The 22,455-nt window shown below is 65.4% G+C and carries 17 protein-coding genes, 1 pseudogene and 2 CRISPR repeat arrays; of the genes and pseudogenes, 3 read left to right on the forward strand and 15 right to left on the reverse strand.

Annotated elements, in window-relative coordinates; all coding sequences use genetic code 11:
* Positions 1-108 precede the first annotated feature (108 nt).
* A CRISPR array of direct repeats spans positions 109-1,037; the repeat unit is 28 nt; unit sequence GTTCACTGCCGCGTAGGCAGCTCAGAAA.
* 36 nt (positions 1,038-1,073) lie between these two features.
* Both LL964_RS17150 and LL964_RS17155 read right to left on the reverse strand, forming a co-directional pair.
* Positions 1,074-1,880, reverse strand: a complete 807-nt coding sequence (locus LL964_RS17150; RefSeq protein WP_104588556.1) for an IS5 family transposase — start codon at positions 1,878-1,880, stop codon at positions 1,074-1,076.
* Positions 1,881-1,927: 47 nt separating this feature from the next.
* Positions 1,928-4,417: direct repeats of the CRISPR family, unit length 28 nt; unit sequence GTTCACTGCCGCGTAGGCAGCTCAGAAA.
* Between the two features lie 217 nt (positions 4,418-4,634).
* Entirely contained in the window at positions 4,635-5,267 is a 633-nt protein-coding gene (locus LL964_RS17155; protein ID WP_104588555.1) for a TetR/AcrR family transcriptional regulator, read from the reverse strand.
* Between the two features lie 97 nt (positions 5,268-5,364).
* Between LL964_RS17155 and LL964_RS17160 the strand changes: the two genes are divergently transcribed.
* Positions 5,365-6,435: an MBL fold metallo-hydrolase gene (locus LL964_RS17160; RefSeq protein ID WP_104588554.1), complete on the forward strand. Its 1,071-nt coding sequence runs from the start codon at positions 5,365-5,367 to the stop codon at positions 6,433-6,435.
* 193 nt (positions 6,436-6,628) lie between these two features.
* Here the strand turns inward: LL964_RS17160 and lepB are convergent, their stop codons facing one another.
* The 6 genes and pseudogenes from lepB to arfB form a co-directional block, all read right to left on the reverse strand.
* Positions 6,629-7,258 (reverse strand): signal peptidase I, encoded by a 630-nt coding sequence (gene lepB / locus LL964_RS17165; protein ID WP_104588553.1) that lies wholly within the window; start codon positions 7,256-7,258, stop codon positions 6,629-6,631.
* A 412-nt stretch (positions 7,259-7,670) separates the two neighbouring features.
* On the reverse strand, positions 7,671-9,836 hold the full coding sequence (gene dcp / locus LL964_RS17170) for a peptidyl-dipeptidase Dcp (protein ID WP_104588552.1): 2,166 nt from the start codon (positions 9,834-9,836) through the stop codon (positions 7,671-7,673).
* Between the two features lie 196 nt (positions 9,837-10,032).
* Positions 10,033-11,042: pseudogene (locus LL964_RS17175) on the reverse strand (isoaspartyl peptidase/L-asparaginase family protein).
* Positions 11,043-11,207: 165 nt separating this feature from the next.
* Positions 11,208-11,489 carry a DUF7660 family protein gene (locus tag LL964_RS20180; protein WP_104588551.1) on the reverse strand — a complete coding sequence of 94 codons (282 nt, stop codon included), beginning with the start codon at positions 11,487-11,489 and terminating at the stop codon, positions 11,208-11,210.
* Between the two features lie 160 nt (positions 11,490-11,649).
* Entirely contained in the window at positions 11,650-12,279 is a 630-nt protein-coding gene (locus tag LL964_RS17180) for a lysophosphatidylcholine acyltransferase (protein ID WP_104588550.1), read from the reverse strand.
* 2 nt (positions 12,280-12,281) lie between these two features.
* Positions 12,282-12,713: an alternative ribosome rescue aminoacyl-tRNA hydrolase ArfB gene (arfB, locus tag LL964_RS17185; RefSeq protein WP_047694425.1), complete on the reverse strand. Its 432-nt coding sequence runs from the start codon at positions 12,711-12,713 to the stop codon at positions 12,282-12,284.
* Positions 12,714-12,800: 87 nt separating this feature from the next.
* On the opposite strand from arfB, the gene LL964_RS17190 reads away from it, so the two are divergent.
* Positions 12,801-13,343 carry a DUF2059 domain-containing protein gene (locus LL964_RS17190; RefSeq protein WP_104588549.1) on the forward strand — a complete coding sequence of 181 codons (543 nt, stop codon included), beginning with the start codon at positions 12,801-12,803 and terminating at the stop codon, positions 13,341-13,343.
* A 373-nt stretch (positions 13,344-13,716) separates the two neighbouring features.
* Here the strand turns inward: LL964_RS17190 and LL964_RS17195 are convergent, their stop codons facing one another.
* From LL964_RS17195 to oleC, 6 genes are all read right to left on the reverse strand, one after another.
* On the reverse strand, positions 13,717-14,526 hold the full coding sequence (locus LL964_RS17195; RefSeq protein ID WP_228329475.1) for a pseudouridine synthase: 810 nt from the start codon (positions 14,524-14,526) through the stop codon (positions 13,717-13,719).
* A gap of 243 nt (positions 14,527-14,769) precedes the next feature.
* Positions 14,770-16,443: a ubiquinone biosynthesis regulatory protein kinase UbiB gene (gene ubiB, locus LL964_RS17200; protein WP_104588547.1), complete on the reverse strand. Its 1,674-nt coding sequence runs from the start codon at positions 16,441-16,443 to the stop codon at positions 14,770-14,772.
* Positions 16,440-17,084 carry a ubiquinone biosynthesis accessory factor UbiJ gene (locus tag LL964_RS17205; protein ID WP_104588546.1) on the reverse strand — a complete coding sequence of 215 codons (645 nt, stop codon included), beginning with the start codon at positions 17,082-17,084 and terminating at the stop codon, positions 16,440-16,442. Before LL964_RS17205 ends, ubiB begins: the two co-directional genes overlap by 4 nt.
* Before the next feature lie 571 nt (positions 17,085-17,655).
* On the reverse strand, positions 17,656-17,814 hold the full coding sequence (locus LL964_RS17210; protein WP_003468167.1) for a DUF1328 domain-containing protein: 159 nt from the start codon (positions 17,812-17,814) through the stop codon (positions 17,656-17,658).
* 64 nt (positions 17,815-17,878) lie between these two features.
* A complete protein-coding gene (gene oleD / locus LL964_RS17215; RefSeq protein ID WP_104588545.1) occupies positions 17,879-18,889 on the reverse strand; it encodes a 2-alkyl-3-oxoalkanoate reductase in 1,011 nt (336 codons plus the stop codon).
* A gap of 99 nt (positions 18,890-18,988) precedes the next feature.
* Entirely contained in the window at positions 18,989-20,650 is a 1,662-nt protein-coding gene (gene oleC, locus LL964_RS17220) for an olefin beta-lactone synthetase (RefSeq protein WP_104588544.1), read from the reverse strand.
* Positions 20,651-21,003: 353 nt separating this feature from the next.
* On the opposite strand from oleC, the gene LL964_RS17225 reads away from it, so the two are divergent.
* On the forward strand, positions 21,004-21,387 hold the full coding sequence (locus LL964_RS17225; RefSeq protein WP_104588578.1) for a YkgJ family cysteine cluster protein: 384 nt from the start codon (positions 21,004-21,006) through the stop codon (positions 21,385-21,387).
* Between the two features lie 136 nt (positions 21,388-21,523).
* Here LL964_RS17225 and LL964_RS17230 read toward each other — a convergent pair whose 3' ends face one another.
* Positions 21,524-22,441, reverse strand: coding sequence for an alpha/beta fold hydrolase (locus LL964_RS17230; RefSeq protein ID WP_104588543.1), 918 nt, complete (start codon positions 22,439-22,441; stop codon positions 21,524-21,526).
* Between the last annotated feature and the right edge of the window lie 14 nt (positions 22,442-22,455).

Here is a 22,455-nt window from a genome sequence, read left to right on the forward strand (position 1 = left end):
TCAAAAGGCCACCATCGTGGCCCAGGTGGGTCACTTTTACTTCGGCGCTGTGGGTCAGTTTTACATCGGCGCTAACACCTACAGCGTGCGAGCGCAGATCACCAGCGCGTTCACTGCCGCGTAGGCAGCTCAGAAATGCTTGACCGCCTGGCGCAGCTTGTTGAACTCGTTCACTGCCGCGTAGGCAGCTCAGAAAAAGTCCTTCGCCGCCCAGGCCAAGTTCTCAGCGTTCACTGCCGCGTAGGCAGCTCAGAAAGCAACGTAAACAGGTTGAAGATCACGATCGATGTTCACTGCCGCGTAGGCAGCTCAGAAAACCTGGTCCACTCAGCCCGGCTACTCCGTTCAGTTCACTGCCGCGTAGGCAGCTCAGAAATGGACCAGTAAGGTGCATAGCGATCGAAGTGAGTTCACTGCCGCGTAGGCAGCTCAGAAACAGACACGGCGACAGCGCATATGGCGGATGCGGTTCACTGCCGCGTAGGCAGCTCAGAAAACGGCTTGGCAGGCGCGGAGCTGGTCGTCGGCGTTCACTGCCGCGTAGGCAGCTCAGAAAGCCCAGCATCTGGAATGGCTCCGCATACGCAAGTTCACTGCCGCGTAGGCAGCTCAGAAAACGTCGCATTCGCTGAGCCTGCTTCGCCCCACGTTCACTGCCGCGTAGGCAGCTCAGAAAGAAAGGCCAGGCACTCGGTGCCGCCGCATCGCGTTCACTGCCGCGTAGGCAGCTCAGAAAGTACAACCCGGATCCGCAAGCGCCTGGGATTCGTTCACTGCCGCGTAGGCAGCTCAGAAAAATGACCCTGCGCCTGTGCCGTCCGGCTGCGAGTTCACTGCCGCGTAGGCAGCTCAGAAAATATGCGCTGTCGCCGTGTCTGGGCAGATGACGTTCACTGCCGCGTAGGCAGCTCAGAAATCAACACGGGATGACAGAGATGATGTACCTGCGTTCACTGCCGCGTAGGCAGCTCAGAAAAATCAGCAGCTGCCCCATGTACGGGATCACAGGTTCACTGCCGCGTAGGCAGCTCAGAAATTTGGGATACACCACGGCCGCTGGCCTCTAGAGCGTGTTATGAACTTTGGAGGAGCGTGGCCGCATTGCCGAGCATGAGGATGGTGAAGACGACGAAGTGCAGGCCAGCTAGTGTTTCTGGCAGGCGCTCGTAATCGCGGGCCAAGCGCCGGAACCGATTGAGCCAGCCGAAGCTTCGCTCCACTACCCAGCGACGGGGCAGCAGCACGAAGCCCTTCTTTGCCTCCGGCAGCTTCACCACATGCAGCTCGATCCCTTCTTCCCGGGCCGCTTCAGCCGCTTCCTGCCCCGTGTAGCCCTGATCGACGAAGGCGAGCTTCACCGTCTCTCCCGTGACGTGTTGAACCTCCTGCGCAAGCGATCGCACCTGGGCACGTTCCTGCTCGTTGGCAGGCGTGACCTGTACGGCCAGCAGGTGGCCCAACGTATCCACTGCCATGTGCACCTTGCTGCCCTTCTTACGCTTATAGCCATCGTAGCCGGCCCGCGGTCCGCTCTCGCAGGTGGACTGCAAGGTGCGGCCATCCAGGATCACGGCACTAGGCTGACCTTGCTTGCCCTGCGCCACGCGCAGCACCGAGCGCAGATCGCTGACCATTGCCTCGAAACAGCCGGCCTGCAGCCATCTTTGGGTCTGCTGGTAGACCGCCTCCCACGGCGGGAATTCATGGGGAATCAAGCGCCACTGTGCCCCAGCACGCGCCATCCAGCGCAGCGCGTTGAACATCACGCGCAGGTCGTACTTGCGCTGCCGCGCCTGCGGATCCATCAGCGTCAGGTAGGGCGCGGCGAAGGCCCATTCTTCATCGGAAACGTCAGTGGGATACGGGCGTGCTGGCTTCATCCCGATACGATAGCCGCGTCTCCAGGAAGTTCATAACACGCTCTAGGGTTCACTGCCGCGTAGGCAGCTCAGAAACAGCTGGCCTAGATAGCCCAGCGCATTGCCGGGTTCACTGCCGCGTAGGCAGCTCAGAAATGTTCCGCGCCCTGGTGTGGCCGTATCTGTTCGTTCACTGCCGCGTAGGCAGCTCAGAAAACCGGCGGGTTCCCTGGAAAGGATCATGACTAGTTCACTGCCGCGTAGGCAGCTCAGAAAATCCGGCGAGGAGGTTTATCTGACGCGTCAGAGTTCACTGCCGCGTAGGCAGCTCAGAAATTAGGGTCTTGCAGCTGTTTCATGAAGAACTCGTTCACTGCCGCGTAGGCAGCTCAGAAAAAGCGCGCAACCAGGCGCACCTCGGCCGGCAAGTTCACTGCCGCGTAGGCAGCTCAGAAAGTCATGCGCCGCGTCTGGATGCCGAGATTGACGTTCACTGCCGCGTAGGCAGCTCAGAAACAGATACTCTTGCCGCCTTCTTCATACACCTCGTTCACTGCCGCGTAGGCAGCTCAGAAAAAGTGCGGGCCGAACGCGAGGCAGCGGCGGGAGTTCACTGCCGCGTAGGCAGCTCAGAAAAGCGTGATGCGCTGGACTTCATCGAGGACTGGGTTCACTGCCGCGTAGGCAGCTCAGAAAGAGCCGATGGCACCCGCGTGCTGTCGATCCACGTTCACTGCCGCGTAGGCAGCTCAGAAACGGAGCAGTTCAAGGTGATCGGCGTATTCCTGGTTCACTGCCGCGTAGGCAGCTCAGAAAAACAGTTCGCCAGCGATCAGGGCGCCCCGCCCGTTCACTGCCGCGTAGGCAGCTCAGAAAACAACAGGCGACGGTAGTAGCGAGCGGTAACAGTTCACTGCCGCGTAGGCAGCTCAGAAAAATTAACCGGGACAAATAAGACGACTTATCTTGTTCACTGCCGCGTAGGCAGCTCAGAAAGGCACGGGCAACTGCCTAAGTCATGTCGACCTGTTCACTGCCGCGTAGGCAGCTCAGAAAAATCGATAGATTGGAAATCAGCACTGTCGGGAGTTCACTGCCGCGTAGGCAGCTCAGAAAGAGCAGGCATACGCCGATCACCTTGAACTGCTCGTTCACTGCCGCGTAGGCAGCTCAGAAAAAGGGCCGCGCCGCGGTCCTCGACCTGGAACGTGTTCACTGCCGCGTAGGCAGCTCAGAAATTTGCGCTTCCGCGCCTTCGGCAACGATGATCGTTCACTGCCGCGTAGGCAGCTCAGAAATGTTTGGCACACGTGGCACACATCAGAACCGCGTTCACTGCCGCGTAGGCAGCTCAGAAATGACTCGTGTCGATATCGCTATCGATGACCACGTTCACTGCCGCGTAGGCAGCTCAGAAAGCAGGGATTTGACCCTCACCAGCTCCCAGCGCGTTCACTGCCGCGTAGGCAGCTCAGAAAGTGTCGCGACTGGTTGCTGTGCGCTGGCTCGCGTTCACTGCCGCGTAGGCAGCTCAGAAAAAGCGCTGTAGACCTCGCCATTGTGCAGCGTGGTTCACTGCCGCGTAGGCAGCTCAGAAAGTCCGCGCCGGTGAGTTCGACCCCCTTGCGCTGTTCACTGCCGCGTAGGCAGCTCAGAAAATCCGCAACAACAACTACACGGACGGCGAAGGGTTCACTGCCGCGTAGGCAGCTCAGAAGCCGCAGGCACATGGATAGGATTGCACAGGCTGGTTCACTGCCGCGTAGGCAGCTCAGAAGTGTTTGGTGGGGAATGCCCAGCCAAGGCTCACGTTCACTGCCGCGTAGGCAGCTCAGAAGACCCAGCGCGGTGTGCCTTGGTACTACTACGCGTTCACTGCCGCGTAGGCAGCTCAGAAGTTGCGCACGTTGATGCCGACACGCTGGGTGTCGTTCACTGCCGCGTAGGCAGCTCAGAAGAGCCACACCGCCACCGAATGCACCTGCAGCGGGTTCACTGCCGCGTAGGCAGCTCAGAAGGGTCAGTCCGGGCCAGTAGATCATCGATAAAAGTTCACTGCCGCGTAGGCAGCTCAGAAGCTGCAGCACCGCGCGCAAGGTGCCCTGGGTGCGTTCACTGCCGCGTAGGCAGCTCAGAAGGAGTGCCACGGCGATGATGCCAGTGACAAGGGGTTCACTGCCGCGTAGGCAGCTCAGAAAAAGGCGAAGGCGGTGCTCGAGGTGATGGGCATGTTCACTGCCGCGTAGGCAGCTCAGAAAGATGGCGCGGCGGTGCGGGGCGAGCAGGTCCAGTTCACTGCCGCGTAGGCAGCTCAGAAATCTACAGGCTGCGCGATCAGCGTCGGTGCCTGGTTCACTGCCGCGTAGGCAGCTCAGAAAAATCATCGGGCGCAGGCTCCACCCCGGCCAGGGTTCACTGCCGCGTAGGCAGCTCAGAAATTGCACTGTTCCGACCAGCCCAGGCGGTAGGTGTTCACTGCCGCGTAGGCAGCTCAGAAATTGGCCAGCGCCGCACTGCCGCGCACCGTTGCGTTCACTGCCGTGTAGGCAGCTCAGAACTGCGGGTTGTCGACTTTGCTGTCGCCGCCGATTCAAGTCTGCCCCATTCCGGCTGGATCGCCGAAGTAAATCTGACCCTCCCGGGTTCAATCGCCTGGGCATACCTGCGGTGTCGCATGGCACTGTCGATGCAGTGCATACCGGCTGCGCAACTGCGGCGTGCGATGCGGCACTACAGGCAGACGATGGGTCGTGCTGCGGCGCTGCCGAATACCCATCACTCGCGTCCGTAAACCCCCAGAAACATCGCCACCGCCGATTCGGCCACCTGTGCCTGTTGCTCGGCCGACAAGGGGGGCTGGCCGAAGGCCAGCTGCGGCCAGAATGCGAATCCCTTGATCAGCGATTGCAGCTGTTGCGAGGCGAATTCCGCGTCCATCGGCGCCAAGCGGCCGTCGGCCAGTGCCGCGCGCAGCCAGGTGGTGGTGCCTTCTTCCTTGCTGCCCAGTTGCGACAGCAGTGCGCGCGCGCGTTCGGGCGAGTGGATGCCTTCGGCGATAGCCACGCGCGACAGATCGATGAAGGCCGCGTCGTCGAGCAGGCGCAGCTTCTGCTGCAGCAATTGGGTCAACTGCGTGCGCACCGGCTGGTCGGGGCGATAGACCAGTTTCACGGCTTCGGCACTGCGCTGCCACAGGCCACGCAGGATTTCGCCGAACAGGGCGTCCTTGCTGGGGAAATGGTTGTAGACGGTGCGCTTGGAGACGCCAGCCGTGGCGGCGACCCGATCCATGCTGGTGGCCTCGAACCCGTGCTGGCGGAACTGCGCGATGGCCGCTTCGAGGATGGCCTGGCGCTTGCGGTCGGTGAGCCGCTGCGGCGCGGGGGCCGAATCGGATGAACTGGACATGGCTGCATGGTACACCGGTCAGTTTACATTTTCAGGATGAAACTACACTGTGCAGTGTATTTTCCACTCCGGCCATGCCGGATCCACCCCCATTCCAATGCTGGATACCGCCGTGCTCGCCCAGTCCCGCCCGCTCCCTCACGCCGCGTCGCATGCCGCCTCCCCGCAATTCCGCGACGGGCGGTTCCGCAATACCCTGCCGACCACACTGAGCTCGCCAGGGCTCTGGAGCGGCCTGCGTCTGCTGTGGGAGGTGCTGTTCAACAAGCCCGCGCAGACGGTGCCGTCGCAGGCGCTGCCGGTCATGCCGTTGACTGCCGCCCAGTTGCAGGCCGCACCGGATCGCAGCCTGTTCCGGCTGGGCCACTCCACGGTGCTGATGAAGCTGCGCGGCGGCCTATGGCTGACCGATCCGGTGTTCTCCCAGCGCGCCTCTCCGTTCGCGTTTGCCGGCCCCAAGCGGTTCCATGCGCCGCCGATCGCGCTGGAGGATGTACCGCCGTTGGCGGGGGTGATCCTGTCGCACGACCATTACGACCATCTGGACCGCGCCACCATCCGCGCCCTGGCCGGCCGTGTCGGGGTGTTCGTTGCCCCGCTGGGCGTGGGCGATCTGTTGGTGCGCTGGGGCGTGGATCCGGCGAAGGTGCGGCAGCTGGATTGGTGGCAGTCGGTGGAGGTGGAGGGCATCACCCTCACCGCCACGCCATCGCGGCATTTCTCCGGGCGCGGCTTGTTCGACCGCGACCGCACGCTGTGGTGTTCGTGGGCGATCCAGGACGCCGACCTGCGCGTGTTCTTCAGCGGCGATGGTGGGTACGGCCCGCATTTCAAGACGATCGGCCAGCGCCTGGGGCCATTCGATGTGGCACTGATCGAAAACGGCGCCTACGACGCGATGTGGCCGGAGGTGCACATGCAACCGGAGCAGAGCCTGCAAGCCTTCATCGACATCGGTGGCCGGACCCTGCTGCCCATCCACAACGGCACCTTCGATCTGGCCATGCATGTCTGGTCCGAGCCGTTCGAGCGCATCGCGGCGCTGGCGGCCGCCGCAAACGTGCGGTTGACCACCCCGCAGATGGGCGAACGGGTGGACCTGCGCCGCCCGGCGGCGGGCGAGCGTTGGTGGCGCACGCCGCCGGCGACGCCAGCATTGGCGCAATGACCGGCTGGACGCTGGCCGAGCCGCGGCAGCGGGCGGGCAGTCGGCACCGCGGCCAGTGCCGGTGGACCAGGCTGCGGAACAGCGCTGTATTGCGCCCTTTGGGCGGAGCGGCGGAGCGCAGCGTCCTGCACGTCTGCACGTCTGCACGTCTGCACGCAGGATGCTGCGCCGGCATGCCGCGATTGCGTGCCGATTACAGCCGGATCCACTCCAGGCCGTCTCCGCGCCGGTAGTACACCGCCACGGCCTTGCCATACACCGATGCGGCATCCACGAATCCGAAATAGCGCCCATCCAGGCTGTTGCCGCGATGGTCGCCTACCACCAGCAGCTTGCCCGGAGGCACCTGCACGCCCTGCAGGTCCGGCCCGCCGCCGGCATCCAGGTTCAATTGCGCCACGCGCGCGCCGAAACATTCGCGCGTGCGATCTCCGCCGATCTGCAGCGGCTGTCCGTCGATGGACAACTGCCCATCGTGCAGATCCACACGGTCGCCGGCCACCGCCACCACGCGCTTGATCAGACGGGTGCCGTCGCGCGGCGAATCGAACACCGCCACATCGCCACGCTGCGGTTGCCCGCCTTCGACGAGGATGCGGTTGCTCAGCGGCAACCGCCAGCCATAGGCATGCATATCGACCACCACGCGGTCACCCGGCTGCAGCGTCGGCTGCATCGATCCGGTTGGCACCTGGTAGTGATTGGCGAACGAAGAGCGTGCGGCGGTCAGCAACACCAACAGCACCAACAACGGCAGGAGTTCCTTGCGCGACCAGTGCGCGGCGCGCTGCAGGCGAGAGCGGAGACGGCTTGGCTGAGTCATGGTGCACCTGTTGGTTTGAGGGACGCGTCGCGCCCCTGATGACGATGCGCCCCGGCGACCAGGCGATGGAAGTGACGAAAGGCATGGCGTCGGCCTGTCGGCTTGTTGCTGCCGCGGGTGGAGTGCCGTGACCGTATTTTCCCTGTTGCCGCCTTTTTTCCTGCTTTGTATTTGGTCTGAAGACCTGGTGCGCAGGCATCGAATCCTGTCAGAGGCAAAGCTGGACAACAGCGCGAGCGAAGGCTGCGGTTGAACGACGGGCAACCCGCGCTGATAACGACGACAGAGTCGAGGGTGCCCTCAAGCGCCGATGCAATCGGCAAAAACAAGACGGGATGGCGCGTGGCCATCCCGTCCTCACTGCTAACTGCACTTGCTAGGTGTGCATGCCTCACCTACGCATGCACATCGCTCACTCGGTCAACCCCCGGTTGTCCAGCAGCGCTTTCACGCTGGGATCCTTGCCGCGGAAATCGCGATACAGCGTGGCCAGGTCGACCGTATTGCCGCGCGAGAGGATCTTGGCGCGGAAGGTGTCGCCGTTCTTGCGGGTCAGGCCGCCGTTTTCCTTGAACCACTCGAATGCGTCGTCATCGAGCACTTCCGACCAGAAATACGCGTAGTAGCCGGCCGAATAACCGCCGCCCCAGATATGGTCGAAATAGGTGCTGCGGTAACGCGGCGGCACTTCGGCCAGATCCACCTTGAAGCGCTTCAGTGCATCGGCTTCGAACTTGCTCACGTCCTGCAGCGGCGCATCGGCCGGCTGGGTGTGCCAGGCCAGGTCCAGCAATGCGGCGGACAGGTATTCGGTGGTGGCGTAGCCGCTGTTGAAGGTCTTGGCCTTCTTGATCTTTTCCACCAGTTCGGCCGGCATCGCCGCGCCGGTCTGATAGTGCTTGGCGTAGTTGGCGAAGACCTTCGGATCGGACGCCCAGTGCTCGTTGAACTGCGAGGGGAACTCGACGAAGTCGCGCGAGGTGCTGGTGCCGGCGATCGAGGGGTACTTCACCTTGGAGAACATGCCGTGCAGCGCGTGGCCGAACTCATGGAACAGCGTGGTGACGTCGTCGAAGCTCAGCAGCGCGGGCTGGCCGGCGGCCGGCTTGGTGAAGTTGCACACGTTGTAGACCACCGGCTTGGCGCCGGTGAGGCCGTCCTGCTCCACGAACACGTCCATCCAGGCGCCGCCGGACTTGCTGTCGCGCTTGAAGTAGTCGGTGTAGAACAGCGCCATCGAGGTGCCGTCGGCATCGAACACCTCGTAGACCTTCATGTCGGCATGGTAAGTCGGGATGTCGGTGCGCTGCTTGAAGGTGATGCCGTACAGCTGCGTGGCGGCGTAGAAAACGCCGTTCTGCAGCACGTTGTCCAGTTCGAAGTAGGGCTTGATCTGCGCCTCGTCCAGATCGTACTTGGCCTTGCGCACCTGCTCGGCGTAGAAATCCCAGTCGGAGGCAGCGAGTTTGAAACCACCCTTCTGCGCGTCGATGACCTTCTGCATCTCGGCCACTTCACGGCGCGCCTTGGCAGTAGCGGCCGGCACGGTGTCGGTGAGCAGCTTGAGCGCAGCGTCCGGCGTCTTGGCCATCTGGTCGCCCAGGCTGTAGGCGGCGTAGTTGTCGAAGCCCAGCAGCTTGGCCTTCTGCGCGCGCAGCTGCGCCAGTCGCTGGATGGTCTGGCGGGTGTCGTTGGCATCGCCCTTTTCCGCGCGCGTTTCGGAGGCCTTCAACACCTCCGCGCGCAGCTCGCGATTCTTCAGCGAGGCCAGCACCGGCTGCTGGGTGGTGTTCTGCAAGGTGAGCAGATACTTGCCATCGAGCTTGCGGGCCTTGGCGGCATCGGCCGCGGCGGCGATATCGCCTTCGCTCAGGCCATCGAGCCTGGCCTTGTCGTCCACCGCCACTGCAGCGGCGGCGGAGGCGGCGACCAGACGGGTATGGAACTGGGTGGAGAGGGTGGTTTCTTCCACGTTGAGCTTGCGCATGCTGTCCTTGTCGGCATCGGACAGCTGGGCGCCGGCGCGCACCAGTTCTTCGTAGTCGCGTTCGAGCAGACGCTTCTGCTCCGGGTCCAGATTCAGCGTGTCGCGCTGGTCGTAGAGGGTCTTGACGCGCGCGAACAGCTTGGGATCGAGGTTGATCTCGTCCTGATGCGCGGCCAGCTTGGGCGCGATCTCTTCCTGGATCTTCTGGCGCGCATCGCTGGTATCGGCCTGCACCAGCCCGAAGAAGATGCGCGACACGCGGGTGAGCGTTTCGCCGCTGCGCTCCAGCGCTTCGATGGTGTTGTCGAAGGTGGGCGCGTCTGGGCTGTCGGCGATCTTGCGCACGTCGGCCAGGTGCTGGCGCATGCCTTCTTCGAACGCAGGCAGGTAATCGGCGTCCTTGATCTTGTCGAACGGCGGCGCCTGGAACGGCAACGTGCTGGCGGTCAGCAGCGGGTTGGCCGCAGCATCGGCGGCCGGGGCGGCGGTGTTCTCGGACACGGGGGTGGACTCCTTACCGGACGGCTCTTTTCCAGAACATGCGGCCAGCGCCAGGGTGATGGCGGCGGCCAGGACGACGGTACGCGACATGGCGTGTGATTCCTGAGTGGTTGGTACGGCAGCCGGTCACGCTAGCGGGTTTGCGCGACGCCGGCATGTGCCGTTGGCTGGGCATCGATGAATGGCGATGCGCTGAGCAGAGGCGGCCGGCGGTGCGGGAGCCCTCATCCGCCCTTCGGGCACCTTCTCCCGCGTGCGGGAGAAGGCAACGCCCCTGCAGGCGTCCTCAAAGGGTCTCGTCCTTGAAGATCGCCACATGCGGGGTGCCGTCGGCGCCGATCCAGCCGCGGTACATGCCCTCGGTATTGAACGGAAACGCCACGTTGCCCTGGGCGTCCAGCGCGATGGCGCCGCCATCGCCGCCGGCCTTGGGAATCTGCTGATCGATCACCGCCTCGGCGGCCTGCTGCAGCGACTGGCCGGCATACTTCATGCGCGCGCAGATGTCGTAGGCGGCAACCGCGCGAATGTAGAACTCGCCCCAGCCGGTGCCGGACACCGCGCACTGCGTATTGGCGTAGGTGCCGGCGCCGATGATCGGCGCATCGCCCACGCGGCCATAGCGCTTGTTGGTCATGCCGCCGGTGGAGGTACCGGCGGCCAGGTGGCCGTCGCGGTCCAGCGCCAGTGCGCCGACGGTGCCGAAATGCTTGGCGGTTTCCAGCTCCAGCGCGGCCTGCGCCTGGCGGTCGCCTGCTTCGGCCTTGAGCGCCTTCTGCAACTGCTGCCAGCGCTTGTCGGTACGGAAATAGCTCGGATCCACCAGGGTGATGCCCTGCTCGCGTGCGAACTGTTCGGCGCCATCGCCGACCAGCATCACGTGCTTGGAGCGGTCCATGACGCTGCGCGCCAACTGGATCGGGTTTTTGACCGTGTGCACGCCGGCAATCGCCCCGGCCTTGCCGCTGGCGCCGTCCATGATGGCCGCGTCCAGTTCGTTCCTGCCGTCGTGGGTGAACACCGCGCCGCGCCCGGCGTTGAACTGCGGCGCATCCTCCAGCACGGCGATGGTGGTGGCCACTGCATCCACCGCACTGCCGCCGCGGTTCAGCACCGCATGGCCGGCGCGCAGCGCGCGTTGCATCGCCTCACGGGCCTGGGCCTGTTCGTCGGGCGAGAGGCTGGATTTTTCCACGCCCGCGCACCGTGGATGACCAGCATCGGCGTTGCCGACAGCGCCGGTGCGGTACACAGCAGCAAGGACAGCAATAACGCGCGGTTGGACGAAGCGATCATGATGTTTCCTCAAACCTTCATGGCAGTGAATGGCGACACTGGCACTGCGGGAGGTGCCATGAGCAAGATAGTCTCGTCTCATGCACGTTTCCCTGCTCTATCGAACACGCCCTGGGTAAGGCAGCAACGCGGAACGGTGTCGGCTTGAATGAAGCATTAGCTGCGTTACTCATAAATGCGCCCAGCCCATAGAAATAGAGCGAACGCCTGCCAAGGATTGCTCGGTTTGGGTCCAGGCAGCTCGCCGAAAGATGAGCTGGTCGCCCACGCGGACGCTGCCTCCAGAAAGTCGGCGATTGACTGATTAGCCCATTCCCCCTGAAACCCATCGAGAGTAATTGCAAGAGAATCTGCTGAACGACGATCAGCAGCCAGGAGCTCAGCAAAGCCCACGAACGATGCCTCATCCTGCACGGCTTCCAGAACTTCGAACAGTCTGTCCCCCATTGCTCGTTTGAACCCTCGGCTTTTTATCTGGGTAGGTAGCGCCCTTGAGTCACGAATGAAGAGACTGCCTCATACAAAAGCCCTAACCTGCCCGCTGCTCTTATGTCTGGTCCCCAGCGCCTCTGGGCAAGGCACATCGGCACGCTGCACACCACGCCAGCTACAACGTATCGCGATGCTTGCCGCGCCATGGCCGGTACCAGGTGCGGATGGCAGCGATGTCGGCGGCCATGTCGGTTCCGGTCCAGAACGGCTCGCCGATGCCCACGGTCTTGCTGGGGTAATCGAAATACACCGGCAGGATCGGCACCTGCGCATCCGAGGCGATCTTCCAGAAGCCGGCCTTCCACTGCTCCACCCGCTTGCGCGTGCCTTCGGGGGTGATCACGTACCACATCTGCTCGGAATTGCGGATCAGCCGCACCGCCTGGCCGATGGTGCCCTGCGGCGAGCTGCGGTCCAGCGGAATGCCGCCCAGCTTGCGCAACAGCGGGCCCAGCGGCCACCAGAACAGCTGCGCCTTGCCCAGCACGCGCACTTCGAAGCCCAGCGCGAACTTGGCCGCGAAGCCCAGGAAGCCGTCCCAGTTGGACGAATGCGGGGCGACGATCATCACCAGCTTGGGCTCGTCGGGCAGCCGCCCGAGCAGGCGCCAGCCGGTGACACGCAGGGCGGTACGGCCCAGCCAGCGGATGAAACGGCCATGCGCGCGCGGCATCCGGGGCGGAGATGGCTGCAGCAGGATGTTGGCCTGTGTTACCGGTGGCAACGACGGGTCGGGTTGACTCACGCTTACTCCCAGTGGGACGCAGAGCGTCCACGCTTGATCTGACTGCGCTCACGCTTGGCATCCAGCCGCCGCAGCTTGGCACCATGACTCGGTTTGGTGGCGACCCGGCGCTTGGGCACCGACAGGCACGCACTGATGATTTCGGCCAGGCGCTCGCGCGCATCGTCGCGGTTGCGGTCCTGGGTGCGGAAGCGCTGCGCATCGATCACCAGCACGCCCTCGGCCGTCATGCGGCGGTCGCGCCGCGACAGCAGCCGCGCCCGCAACGGCTCAGGCAGCGACGGCGACCCCGCCACATCGAAACGCAGCTCCACTGCGGTGGACACCTTGTTGACGTTCTGCCCACCCGCGCCGCTGGCGCGCACGAAGCGTTCGACGAGTTCGCTGGGCGGAATCGTCAGGCTCGGGGTGATCTGGATCGGGTCGCTGGCCATACGCGCCGATTGTATCGGCAGCGGCGCGCATGCGCGCATACGCCGGCTCCCGTATGCTGCGGCCGGTTCCCACTGCAGGATGCTCCGATGACACCTACTTCCTCGCTGGCTGCCGTGCGCGGCGTTGCCCGCCGCCTGCTGCTGGCGGCCTCGCTGGCGGTGGCCGCCCCGGCCGCGTTGGCGCAGGCTCCCTCCGATGCCGACATCAACCGCCTGCTGGCCGCCTCGCGCGCGCAGACCATGCTGGACACCATGCTGCCGCAGATCGAAGCGATGCAACAGCAGCAGTTCGCCCAGCTCACCGCGCAGCGCCAGCTCGACGCCGACCAGCAGGCGCAACTGCAGCGTATCCAGGAACGCACCCGTCAGACCGTGCGCAAGGCGCTGTCGTGGTCCGAGCTGCGGCCGATGTACGTGGATATCTACAAGCGCTCGTTCTCGCGCGAGGACGTGCTGGCGATGGCCGAGTTCTACGAGAGCTCGGCCGGCCAGAGCCTGCTGGACAAGACCCCGGCCCTGACCCAGAACCTGATGGGCGCCATGCAGCAGAAGATGCTGCCGCTGTTTGCCGATCTGCAGAAGGACCTGGAGGCCATCGTCAACGCGCCTGCTCCGGCAAAGAAGCCCTGAGGGGCGGGATTGGAGAATCGAGATTGGGGAGTGGGAACCGCGTGATCGCTGCGACGGGGTCGGGTGTGGGATTGGCTTGCCTTGTTGGTGACGGCGGTGCGTTACCTTTTCAGTCGCGGAAGAACACGGTGTGTCCTTCTCCCGCCGCGAGCAAGCAGGCCCCCATCCGCCCTTCGGGCACCTTCCCCCGCAGGCGGGGGAAGGAAGCAGCACGGGGAGGTGGGCATTGCGCGTCGCGCTTGAGCCCCTCTCGCCCGCCTGCACGCTTGAGCCCCTCTCCCGCCCGCGGGAGAGGGGTTGGGGTGAGGGAACGCTTGCGCAGATGTCCAGCAGACCGAGTGGATGCCGCGATCTCTGAACCAGGCACGCCACATCACGCAGGCTGCGTGACTCCCAACCCTGCCATCTCCCACCCGAACAACGCGCAGGCCTTGGCGAACTCCACATCCAGCGGTGCGCTCACGCTGAGGCGGCGGCCGTCGGCCGGGTGCGGAAACTCCAGGCGTTCGGCGTGCAGCAGCATGCGGTGGATGCCGAGCATGCGAAAGCTGCGGTTGTGGCGGCCATCGCCATGGCTGGTGTCGCCGATCATGTGATGCGACAGGTGCTTCATGTGACGGCGGATCTGCCGGAAGCGGCCGGTCTGCGGCTGGCAGCGCAGCAGCGCATAGCGCGAGGTGGCAAAGCCGGTGGACGGGATGTCCAGCTCACCGGTGGCGAGACGTTGGAAATGGGTCACCGCAGGCTTCTTCACCGGCTTGCCCGGGCCGCCGTCCAGGTCGTGGTCGACGATGAAGCGCTGCTCGGCCGGCCAGCCACGGCAGACGGTCAGATAATGCTTGTCCACCTCGCCAGCCATCAGCGCCTTGCCCAGCACGCTGGCGCTGTCGCGATCGAAGGCCAGCAGCAGGCAGCCGCTGGTGGCGCGGTCGAGCCGGTGTACCAGGAAGATCGGCCGGCCCAGCTGTTCGCGCAGGCGGTCGGCAAGAAAATCGTCTTCCCCGCGCGCCAGCTTGCTGTCGTGGACCATCAGGCCCGCGGGTTTGTCGACGACGGCCAGGACGTCATCCTGGTGGAGAATGTGCAGGTGCTTGGGAGAGGTGTTCACCGGTGGATTATCGCCGACGCCGCCTGCCACCGTCTCAGAGCGGTGACCCGCAGTACCCGGCCCGGTCACGCGCATGCCAGATCCCGTGCCCACCGACCGCACCGGCCCCCAGGAACGATGGGCCCACCCGATCGCCAGCGCAGCCCTGCGAGGGTATGGCTACCGTCCGGGAGCCAACGGAAGAAGGCCACGCATCCACGCATCCAGCAGCGATAAAGGGGAACCGCAGGCCGAGAGTCCGGCCGCCGCCCATCTGCGCTGCAGCCGATGCGTCCACAGACCGCCTGGCAGGCAGCGGACTTGCCTGGGCGTCGCTGCCTAGCGCCGCAGCCAGGCCACCAGCAAGGCGGCCGAGCCGGCACCGCCGCTGACCCAGCTCCACACCGGCACCGTGCCCAGATACCAGCCGTCCGGATGCAGGCCGTACAGCACGGCGGCCACCACCAGCAGTCCGCTGCCGGTGATGGCGGTGACCACGCGCGTCTGCAGCTTGCGCAGGCTCAGCTCCAGTGCGCGCAGCTCGGTGGAGCGGATCTCCAGCTCATGGCGGCCTTCCACCTGCTGCTTCAACCAGCTGTGCACCAGGCGCGGCATGTCCGGGGCGTGGGTCATGATCTCCGGCAGCCGCTTGCCCAGCTCGCCCAGTACGCGGCGCGGGCTGTAGCGCTCGCGCAGGATGCGTTCGAGCACCGGACGCGCCACCGCCCAGATATCCAGCTTCGGATCGAGCTGCCGGCCCACGCCTTCGATGTTGAGCAGGGTCTTCTGCAGCAGGATCAGCTGGGGCTGCAAGGTCAGTTCATAGCGCTGCGCCACGCGGAACAGCTTGATCAGCACCTGCGCCAGCGAGATCTCCGACAACGGACGGGTGAAGTACGGCTCGCATACCGAGCGCGCGGCCGCTTCCAGCTCGTCGATACGCACGTTCGAGGGCATCCAGCCCGCCTCCACGTGCAGCTCGGCCATGCGGCGGTAATCCTTGTGGAAGATCGCCATGAAGTTCTCTGCGAGGTAGTACTGATCCTCCTGCGAGAGCTGGCCCATGATGCCGAAGTCCAGCGCGATGAAACGCGGATTGAGCCGGCGCTCCGGGTCCGAATCGACCCAGATGTTGCCGGCATGTGCATCGGCATGGAAGAAGTTGTCGCGGAACACCTGCGTGTAGAACACGCGCACGCCCTTGGCCGCCAACGCCTTGCGGTCGATGCCGGCGGCATCGAGCTTGGCGATGTCGTCGGAGGGAATGCCGTACACCCGCTCCAGCGTGAGTGCGCGCTCGGCGGTATGCGACCAGATCACTTCCGGCACGTACAGATCGTCCGAACCTTCCCAGAACCGGCGCAATACGCTGGCATTGGCGCCTTCGCGCTGCAGGTCCAGTTCGGCCGACAGGGTGGCTTCGATCTCGGCCACCACCTCGCGCGGACGGATCTTGTCGGCACGCGGATGGGTGCGCTCGACCAGGGTGGCCAACGAATGCAGCAGGGCGATGTCGGCATCGATCTGGCGCTCGATGTCCGGGCGCAGCACCTTGACCACCACCGCGCGGCGCACGCCATTGGCGTCGGGCGGCAAGGTGGCCGCATGCACCTGCGCGATCGACGCCGAGGCCAACGGAACGGTATCGAAACTGGCGAATGCCACCCCGACCGGCAGGCCCAGCGCACCTTCGACGATCAGGCGCGCAGCCTCGCCATCGAACGGCTTGACCCGGTCCTGCAGCAGGGTGAGTTCTTCGGCCACGTCGGCCGGGATCAGGTCGCGCCGGGTCGACAGGATCTGCCCGAACTTGACGAAGATGGGCCCCAGTTCCTGCAGCGCCAGACGCAGCCGCGCACCGCGCGATTGCGCAGCGATTTCTGCGCTGGCGCGCGGCACGAAGGGCTTTGCCAGGCGCAACCAACGCTCGGCGGCACTGCCCTGCAGCAGATCGTCCAAGCGGTAGCGCAGGATCACCCGGCCGATGCGGCTGGCTCGCAGGATCGCCTTCATGCCGCGCCTCCGGTCGCGCGCAGGCGGCTCACGCGTGCGGCGAGCCGTTCGACGTCATCGCGCAGCTCGTCCACATCGTCGTGGAAGGCCTCAAGCTCGGCGCGTGGCACCACGTCGCGCGATTCCTCGGTGACGAATTCGGCGGCGCTATGGGCCAGATCCGATGCACTGCGGCGTGCCTGCTGCAACGCTGCACGCACCGCACCAGCGATCTGCACGCCCAGGATCTGCCCGAACACCGCCACGAACGGCAGCTGCCAATCCGGATCGAAGCGACCGGCCAACTGCTGCAGCTGACGCGCCAGCTCGGCATCGCCGGACACCTTGAGCCGGCCGGCCGGCGCGCCCGTGCGGCGCGCGTTGGCCAACAGCGGCAGTTGCCCGAGCAGACCAGCCAGGCTGCTGCGCACCGCCAGGTCCGGTTCCTGCGCCGGATCCACCGGCCCCACCAGCAACCGGCGCTCGTGCACGCGGATCTGCAGGGCCAGGGCGGGCGCGTCCAGGGTCAGCGCGATGCGCTGGCCTTCCAGCGGCAGCAGGGCATCGCGGGTATCCGGGTCCAGCGCCAGCGCGCGATTGAGCGCGGTCTGCAGGGCCTGGCCGGCGAGCGGCTTGAGTGAGTCGAAGAGTGATCCGGGCATGGATGCATTCTACCGCCCCTGTCTGTCACAGCCGACCGATGGCGTGATACGGGCCGCAGTCGCCCTATCGATGTCACGCATGGGCGAGCACCTCGCCGCGCTTGGCGCGAGGTCGCCTCACTGCAGCGGCCGCTTACGTGCCGGACTCGCCGGCAGCGTGTCGGTCGCCCAGCAACGCTGCGTCGTGGGCACCCATGCCGCCTGGCATATCGTGCGGGCGCGTAGTGCGGTGGGCGTGGTACGACCGGAGCGTGGCCGCTGGACGACGGCCTCATCCGCCCGGCATGCACCGCAACGCAACTGCGCTCGATGTGCTGCAATGTGCGCGCCGGCGACGCCCGCCCAATCTGCGCGCACGCGGTGTGCGGTGTGCGTCGGCGGTGCGTCGGCGGTGCGTCTGTTGCGCGGAATGACCGCTAACGGGAGCCTCCCAGGGCTGCTTCGCACTCACCCTTGCTGGCGGCTCGGTCAATGCCATAACGCAAACGCACAGGGCCCGCTCCTTGCGGAAGCGGGCCCTGTGCACGCCGATTCGGCAGCGCCGCTGCCGTGGCGTTTCGCGTGTGAGGCGTTATACCTTGCCGCGACGGAACATCGAGATCACGGCCAGGATCAGGAACACCACGAACAGGATCCAGGCGATGTTGGTCGCCGCACCGGCGATACCGCTGAAGCCCAGCACCGCAGCGATGATGGCGATGACGAAGAAGATGATGGCGTAATGCAGCATGGCAATGATTCCAAAAGTTGTCGTGCCGAATCGGCGCAGACGTATCTTGTGGATCTGCCGGTCTTTACCGGGTGATGGCAATGTCGTTGGAAGATGAGGATCGCAGCCGGTTGAGCCCTTCTTCGATGCTGATCCTTGGCACATAGCCGAAGTCACGCTGTGCCGGCTGCATGCTGTACCAATGCGGCGTGCACAGCTGTTCCACCAGGAACCGCGTCAGCGGCACTTCGCCTGGCAGGCGCAACAGTGGCCACAGCGTTTCGCACACTGCACCGATCCGGTAGGCAGTCTTGAACGAGAGCGAGCGCGTCACCGCCGGTGCGTCCACCGCGGCCAGCAGGCGGTTGAGCAGTTCGCGCATCGGCAGCGGCTCGCCGTTGGAAATGAAGTAGGCCTTGCCTGCGCAGGCAGCGCCCACGGCAAGGTGCTCGAACGCGTCGAAGTGCGCCTGCGCTGCGTTGTCGATGTAGGTACTGTCCACCAGGTTGCTGCCGTCGCCCACCATGCGCAGCCGCCCGGCGCGCGCACGCGCGGCCAGGCGCGGCAGCAGGTGGTTGTCGCCCGGTCCCCAGATCAGGCGCGGACGCAGCGCCACGGTCGCCAGCTGCGCATCGTTGGCCGCAAGCACCGCACGCTCGGCGATCGCCTTGGTGGCCGCATACGCCGCACGCAGGTCTTCGCCATACGGTACCTCGTCGGCTCCGAGCCCTTCCACTGGATTGGTGGCGCGGTGGGTGACGCTGGGGGTGGAGGTGTAGATCAGGCGGTGCACGCCTTGCGCGCGACAGGCGTCGAGCACGTTCTGCGTGCCCACCACATTGGCCTGGTGATAGCTGTCGTAGCTGCCCCATGCACCGGCCTTGGCCGCGTTATGGAACACCGCATCGATGCCGGCAAACGCGTGGCGCACCGCCTGTGCGTCGGCCAGGTCGCCACGGATCTGGCCCACTCCCAGGCTCTGCAACACAGGGTAATCGCCGCGCTGGAAGCTCACGACCTCGTGCCCACGCTCTCGCAAGCCGCGGCACAACGCCTGGCCGAGAAATCCGCCACCACCAGTCACCAATACCTTCATCGCACCGCACCTCTTCTCTGAGGGACGACACCATAGCCGGACGCAGCCGACTTGGCGATCTGCCCGTCGATGTGCGGTCTGCAGTCTGTCGTCTACCGTTTATCCAAGTTGCTGCGCCGCCCAGACAGCCAGTTTCTCCCGGCCGATCTTGGCGTTGTGGCGAATATCCACCGGGAAGCCCGGATGGCGCAGGAAATCGACGATTCCCGCAGTGAGCGGATGCGCGGCAGCGGCAACACGCAGTCGCTGTTCGAACTCCTCCAGCTCCAACGGGCTGGACATGCAGGCGTAACCGTCCAGTTCGTAGCACAGCACCGGACGCTGCCGGCCGATCTCGCCCAGACCCACCAGCGCGCTGCGCCACATTCCGGGCAACGCATTGAAGATCGGCTCCACCTGCTCGGTGTAGAGCGGGCCCTGCGCGGTCTCCACGCGCTGCGTCTTGCGGCCGCAGAACCACAAGCGTCCTTCCGCATCGAAATAGCCGACATCGCCCATGCGGTGCACGGTGCGCTCGCTGCCATCGCTGCGGCGTTCGCGGATCTTGGCGATGCGCGTGGCGGCGTCGCGGTTGAAGTAGGTATCGGTGGCGGTGGGGCCGGCCACGGTGATCTCGCCGATCTGGCCCACTGCCAGCTCGCGCACGCCGCTCCAGTCGGCAATCGGCGCATCGTCGATGGCGATGATGCGCACCTCGTTCGGCGCGACCACCTGGCCCACGCAGGTACCGGCGCCGGCTTCGGTGGCTGCGCGCGTGGCCTCCAGCGTGCGGCCTTCGATGGCCGCCACCGGCAGACACTCGGTCGCGCCGTAAGGGGTCCAGAACTGCGCATCGGCCGGCAGCAGCGCGCGCATCTTCGCCACCACATCCGGTGGCACCGGCGCCCCGGCCGAGGTGGCCAGGCGCACGTTGGGCAGCGGCTGACCATACTCTGCGAGCACGCGCATCAGCGCCGGCGAACCGAACAACTGGGTCACGCCGAAGCGCGTGATCGCATCGTGCAGCTTGCGCGGGTCGGCCGTGGCCGGGCGGGTCGGATCCATGTCCGGAATCACCGAGGTCAGGCCCAGCGCCGGGTCGAACAAGGCGAACGGCGGAAACGTCGGCAGGTCCACGCCGCCGGGCTGCATGCCGAACGCGTTGCGCAGCAACTCGATCTGCCCGACGAAATGCCGATGCCGGTACACCACACCCTTGGGCACGCCGGTCGAGCCGCTGGTGAACAGGATCGCGGCCACGTCGTCCGGCGCGGTATCGGCCAATTGACTGCCGGCGCCGGCGCCATCGCGTTCCACCCGCGCCAGCGTCACCCCGCCCCAGCCGTAGCGACCGCCGACGGTGACGATGCGTCTGGCAGAGCGCGCCCAGCGCAGCAGGCGCCGCGCAAGCTGTGCCAGCGGGATGCCGATGAAGGCCTGCGGCTGCGCTTCGTCCAGGCACTGCTTGAGCGCGCGCTTGTCGATACCCGGATCCACCAGCACCGGCACCGCGCCGGCCTTGAACAGCGCGAACATCAGCAGGAAGAACTCGGGCGACGGCCGCACCATCACCACAGTGCGCATGCCGCGGCCAATGCCATGCACACCGAGCCCGGCCGCGATCGCGTCGCTGCGTGCGTCCAGTTGGGCATAACTCAGGGTCACGTCGTAGGCGGCCAATCCGTCGGGTCCACGGCGTCCCGGGCAGCGGATGGCGATCTGGTCGGGGCGCTCGCGCGCCAGCTGCGGCAGCGTGGCCGCGATATTGCAGAGACTGGTCATTGCCCGATTATCGCGGATAAGGCGGTGCGCACGGGAACTCCATGCTATGTCGTCATGCCTGCACCTTCGCATCCGGCCAGACGCTGCGTCGGTGATGCGCAGCCCAGGCAGGCCCGTCCGCCTGCAAGGCTTCACCACGCTTGCCATTCCGGGGCGTCCTGCCGTCGCATCGGCCGATCGGCAGTACTGCGGACGCGCTGTCGATCCGGTTCGGCACCTCGGCCGCAGGTGGCAGGCACTGCCAGCGCGTGAACCGCTAAGAGCGCCGCAGCGCGCACTCTTGTTTCGCGGCGCAATTCGGTCAGAATGCCGCGCTCTCCACGTTCGTTTTGCCGCGCAAGGCCCGGCATGCCATGGCACATCCCTGCCTTACCTGCGGCGCCTGCTGCGCCTATTTCCGCGTCAGCTTCCACTGGAGCGAAACCGATCCGGCGTTGGGCGGCAGGGTGCCGATCGAATTGACCGATGCGCTGCGCACCCATGAACGGGTGATGCGCGGCACGTCGCAGTCGCAGCCGCGCTGCATTGCGCTGGATGCCGATATCGGCCGCTACAGCCGCTGCAGCATCCACGACCGCCGCCCGTCGTCCTGCGCGGCGGTGCCGGCCTCGCTGGAATTCGGGCAGCGCAGCGCGCAATGCGACAAATCGCGCCTGGCGCACGGCCTGCATGCGTTGACCGAGGCCGACTGGGTCGGCGTGGACGACGCGCAACGCAATCCGCTGCCAACGCTGTAAGGTTCCGACGCACGCCGCGCGCCGGGGTGTCGAGTGACGGACACTGGCATGACAGAGGCCATGCCACGCCGCTAAGGGAACGGCACCAGGTGACCGCGCTTCATGCACGATGCGCTGGCATGCGTGGCGACCGCTCTTACAGCGGATTTCGCTCCAGAAACGCGCGAATGGCCGGCACCAGCACCTCGTGCTTGTCTTCCAGCACGTAGTGATTGGCATCGTCGAACGCGGTGACCTCGGCCTGCGGAAGCGCACGGCGGAAGCCGGCCAGGAAATGCTTGTCGAAGCAGATGTCGCGCAGGCCCCAGGCGATGAAGGCCGGGCGATCGGCAAACGAGGCAAGCGCCTGTGCAGAGCGCTCCAGCAACGACCATCCCCTGTCGGCCGGCGACAGCGGAATGTCCTGCATGAAACGGATGGTGGAGATGCGGTTGCGCCAGCTGTCGTACGGCGCCACATAGGCGCGCCGCACATCGGCAGGCATCCGCCGCGACACGCCCAGCCACGACGCACCGGACGAAAACGCATTGAAGGTGCGGATGAACCATTCGCCCGGCCCCCAATGCCGGCCCATCGCGATCTGCCATGGCATCGGCTTTTCCGGCGGCAGTGGGAACGCCGCCGTGTTGGTGATGACCAGGCGCTTGACCTGCGCATGGTGCGACAGCGCCCAACCGAAGCCGATCATGCCGCCCCAGTCGTGCACCGCCAGCGTGACCGGGCCGGTGATGCCCAGGTGCCGCAGCAGCGTGTCCAGATCGTCCACGCGCGATTGCAGGGTGTAGTCGTAGCGCGGCTGCGCATCGGCTGCATCGTCGGGCTTGTCGGACAGGCCCATGCCGATGTGATCCGGCACGATGCAGCGGTAGCGATCGGACAAGCCGCTCACCAGATGCCGCCACAGATAGCTCCACGAGGGATTGCCGTGCAGCATGACAATCACTTCCGCAGCAGCCGCCTCGCCATCGCGCGGGCCTTCGTCCAGATACGACATCGCAATGCCGGGCCGCACCTCGAGGCGCTTGGGAGTGAAGGGGTAGCCGGGGTAGTTCATGTAAATCGCATCCG

The organism is Xanthomonas melonis (assembly GCF_020783655.1).
In the GTDB taxonomy this organism is placed as follows: domain Bacteria; phylum Pseudomonadota; class Gammaproteobacteria; order Xanthomonadales; family Xanthomonadaceae; genus Xanthomonas; species Xanthomonas melonis.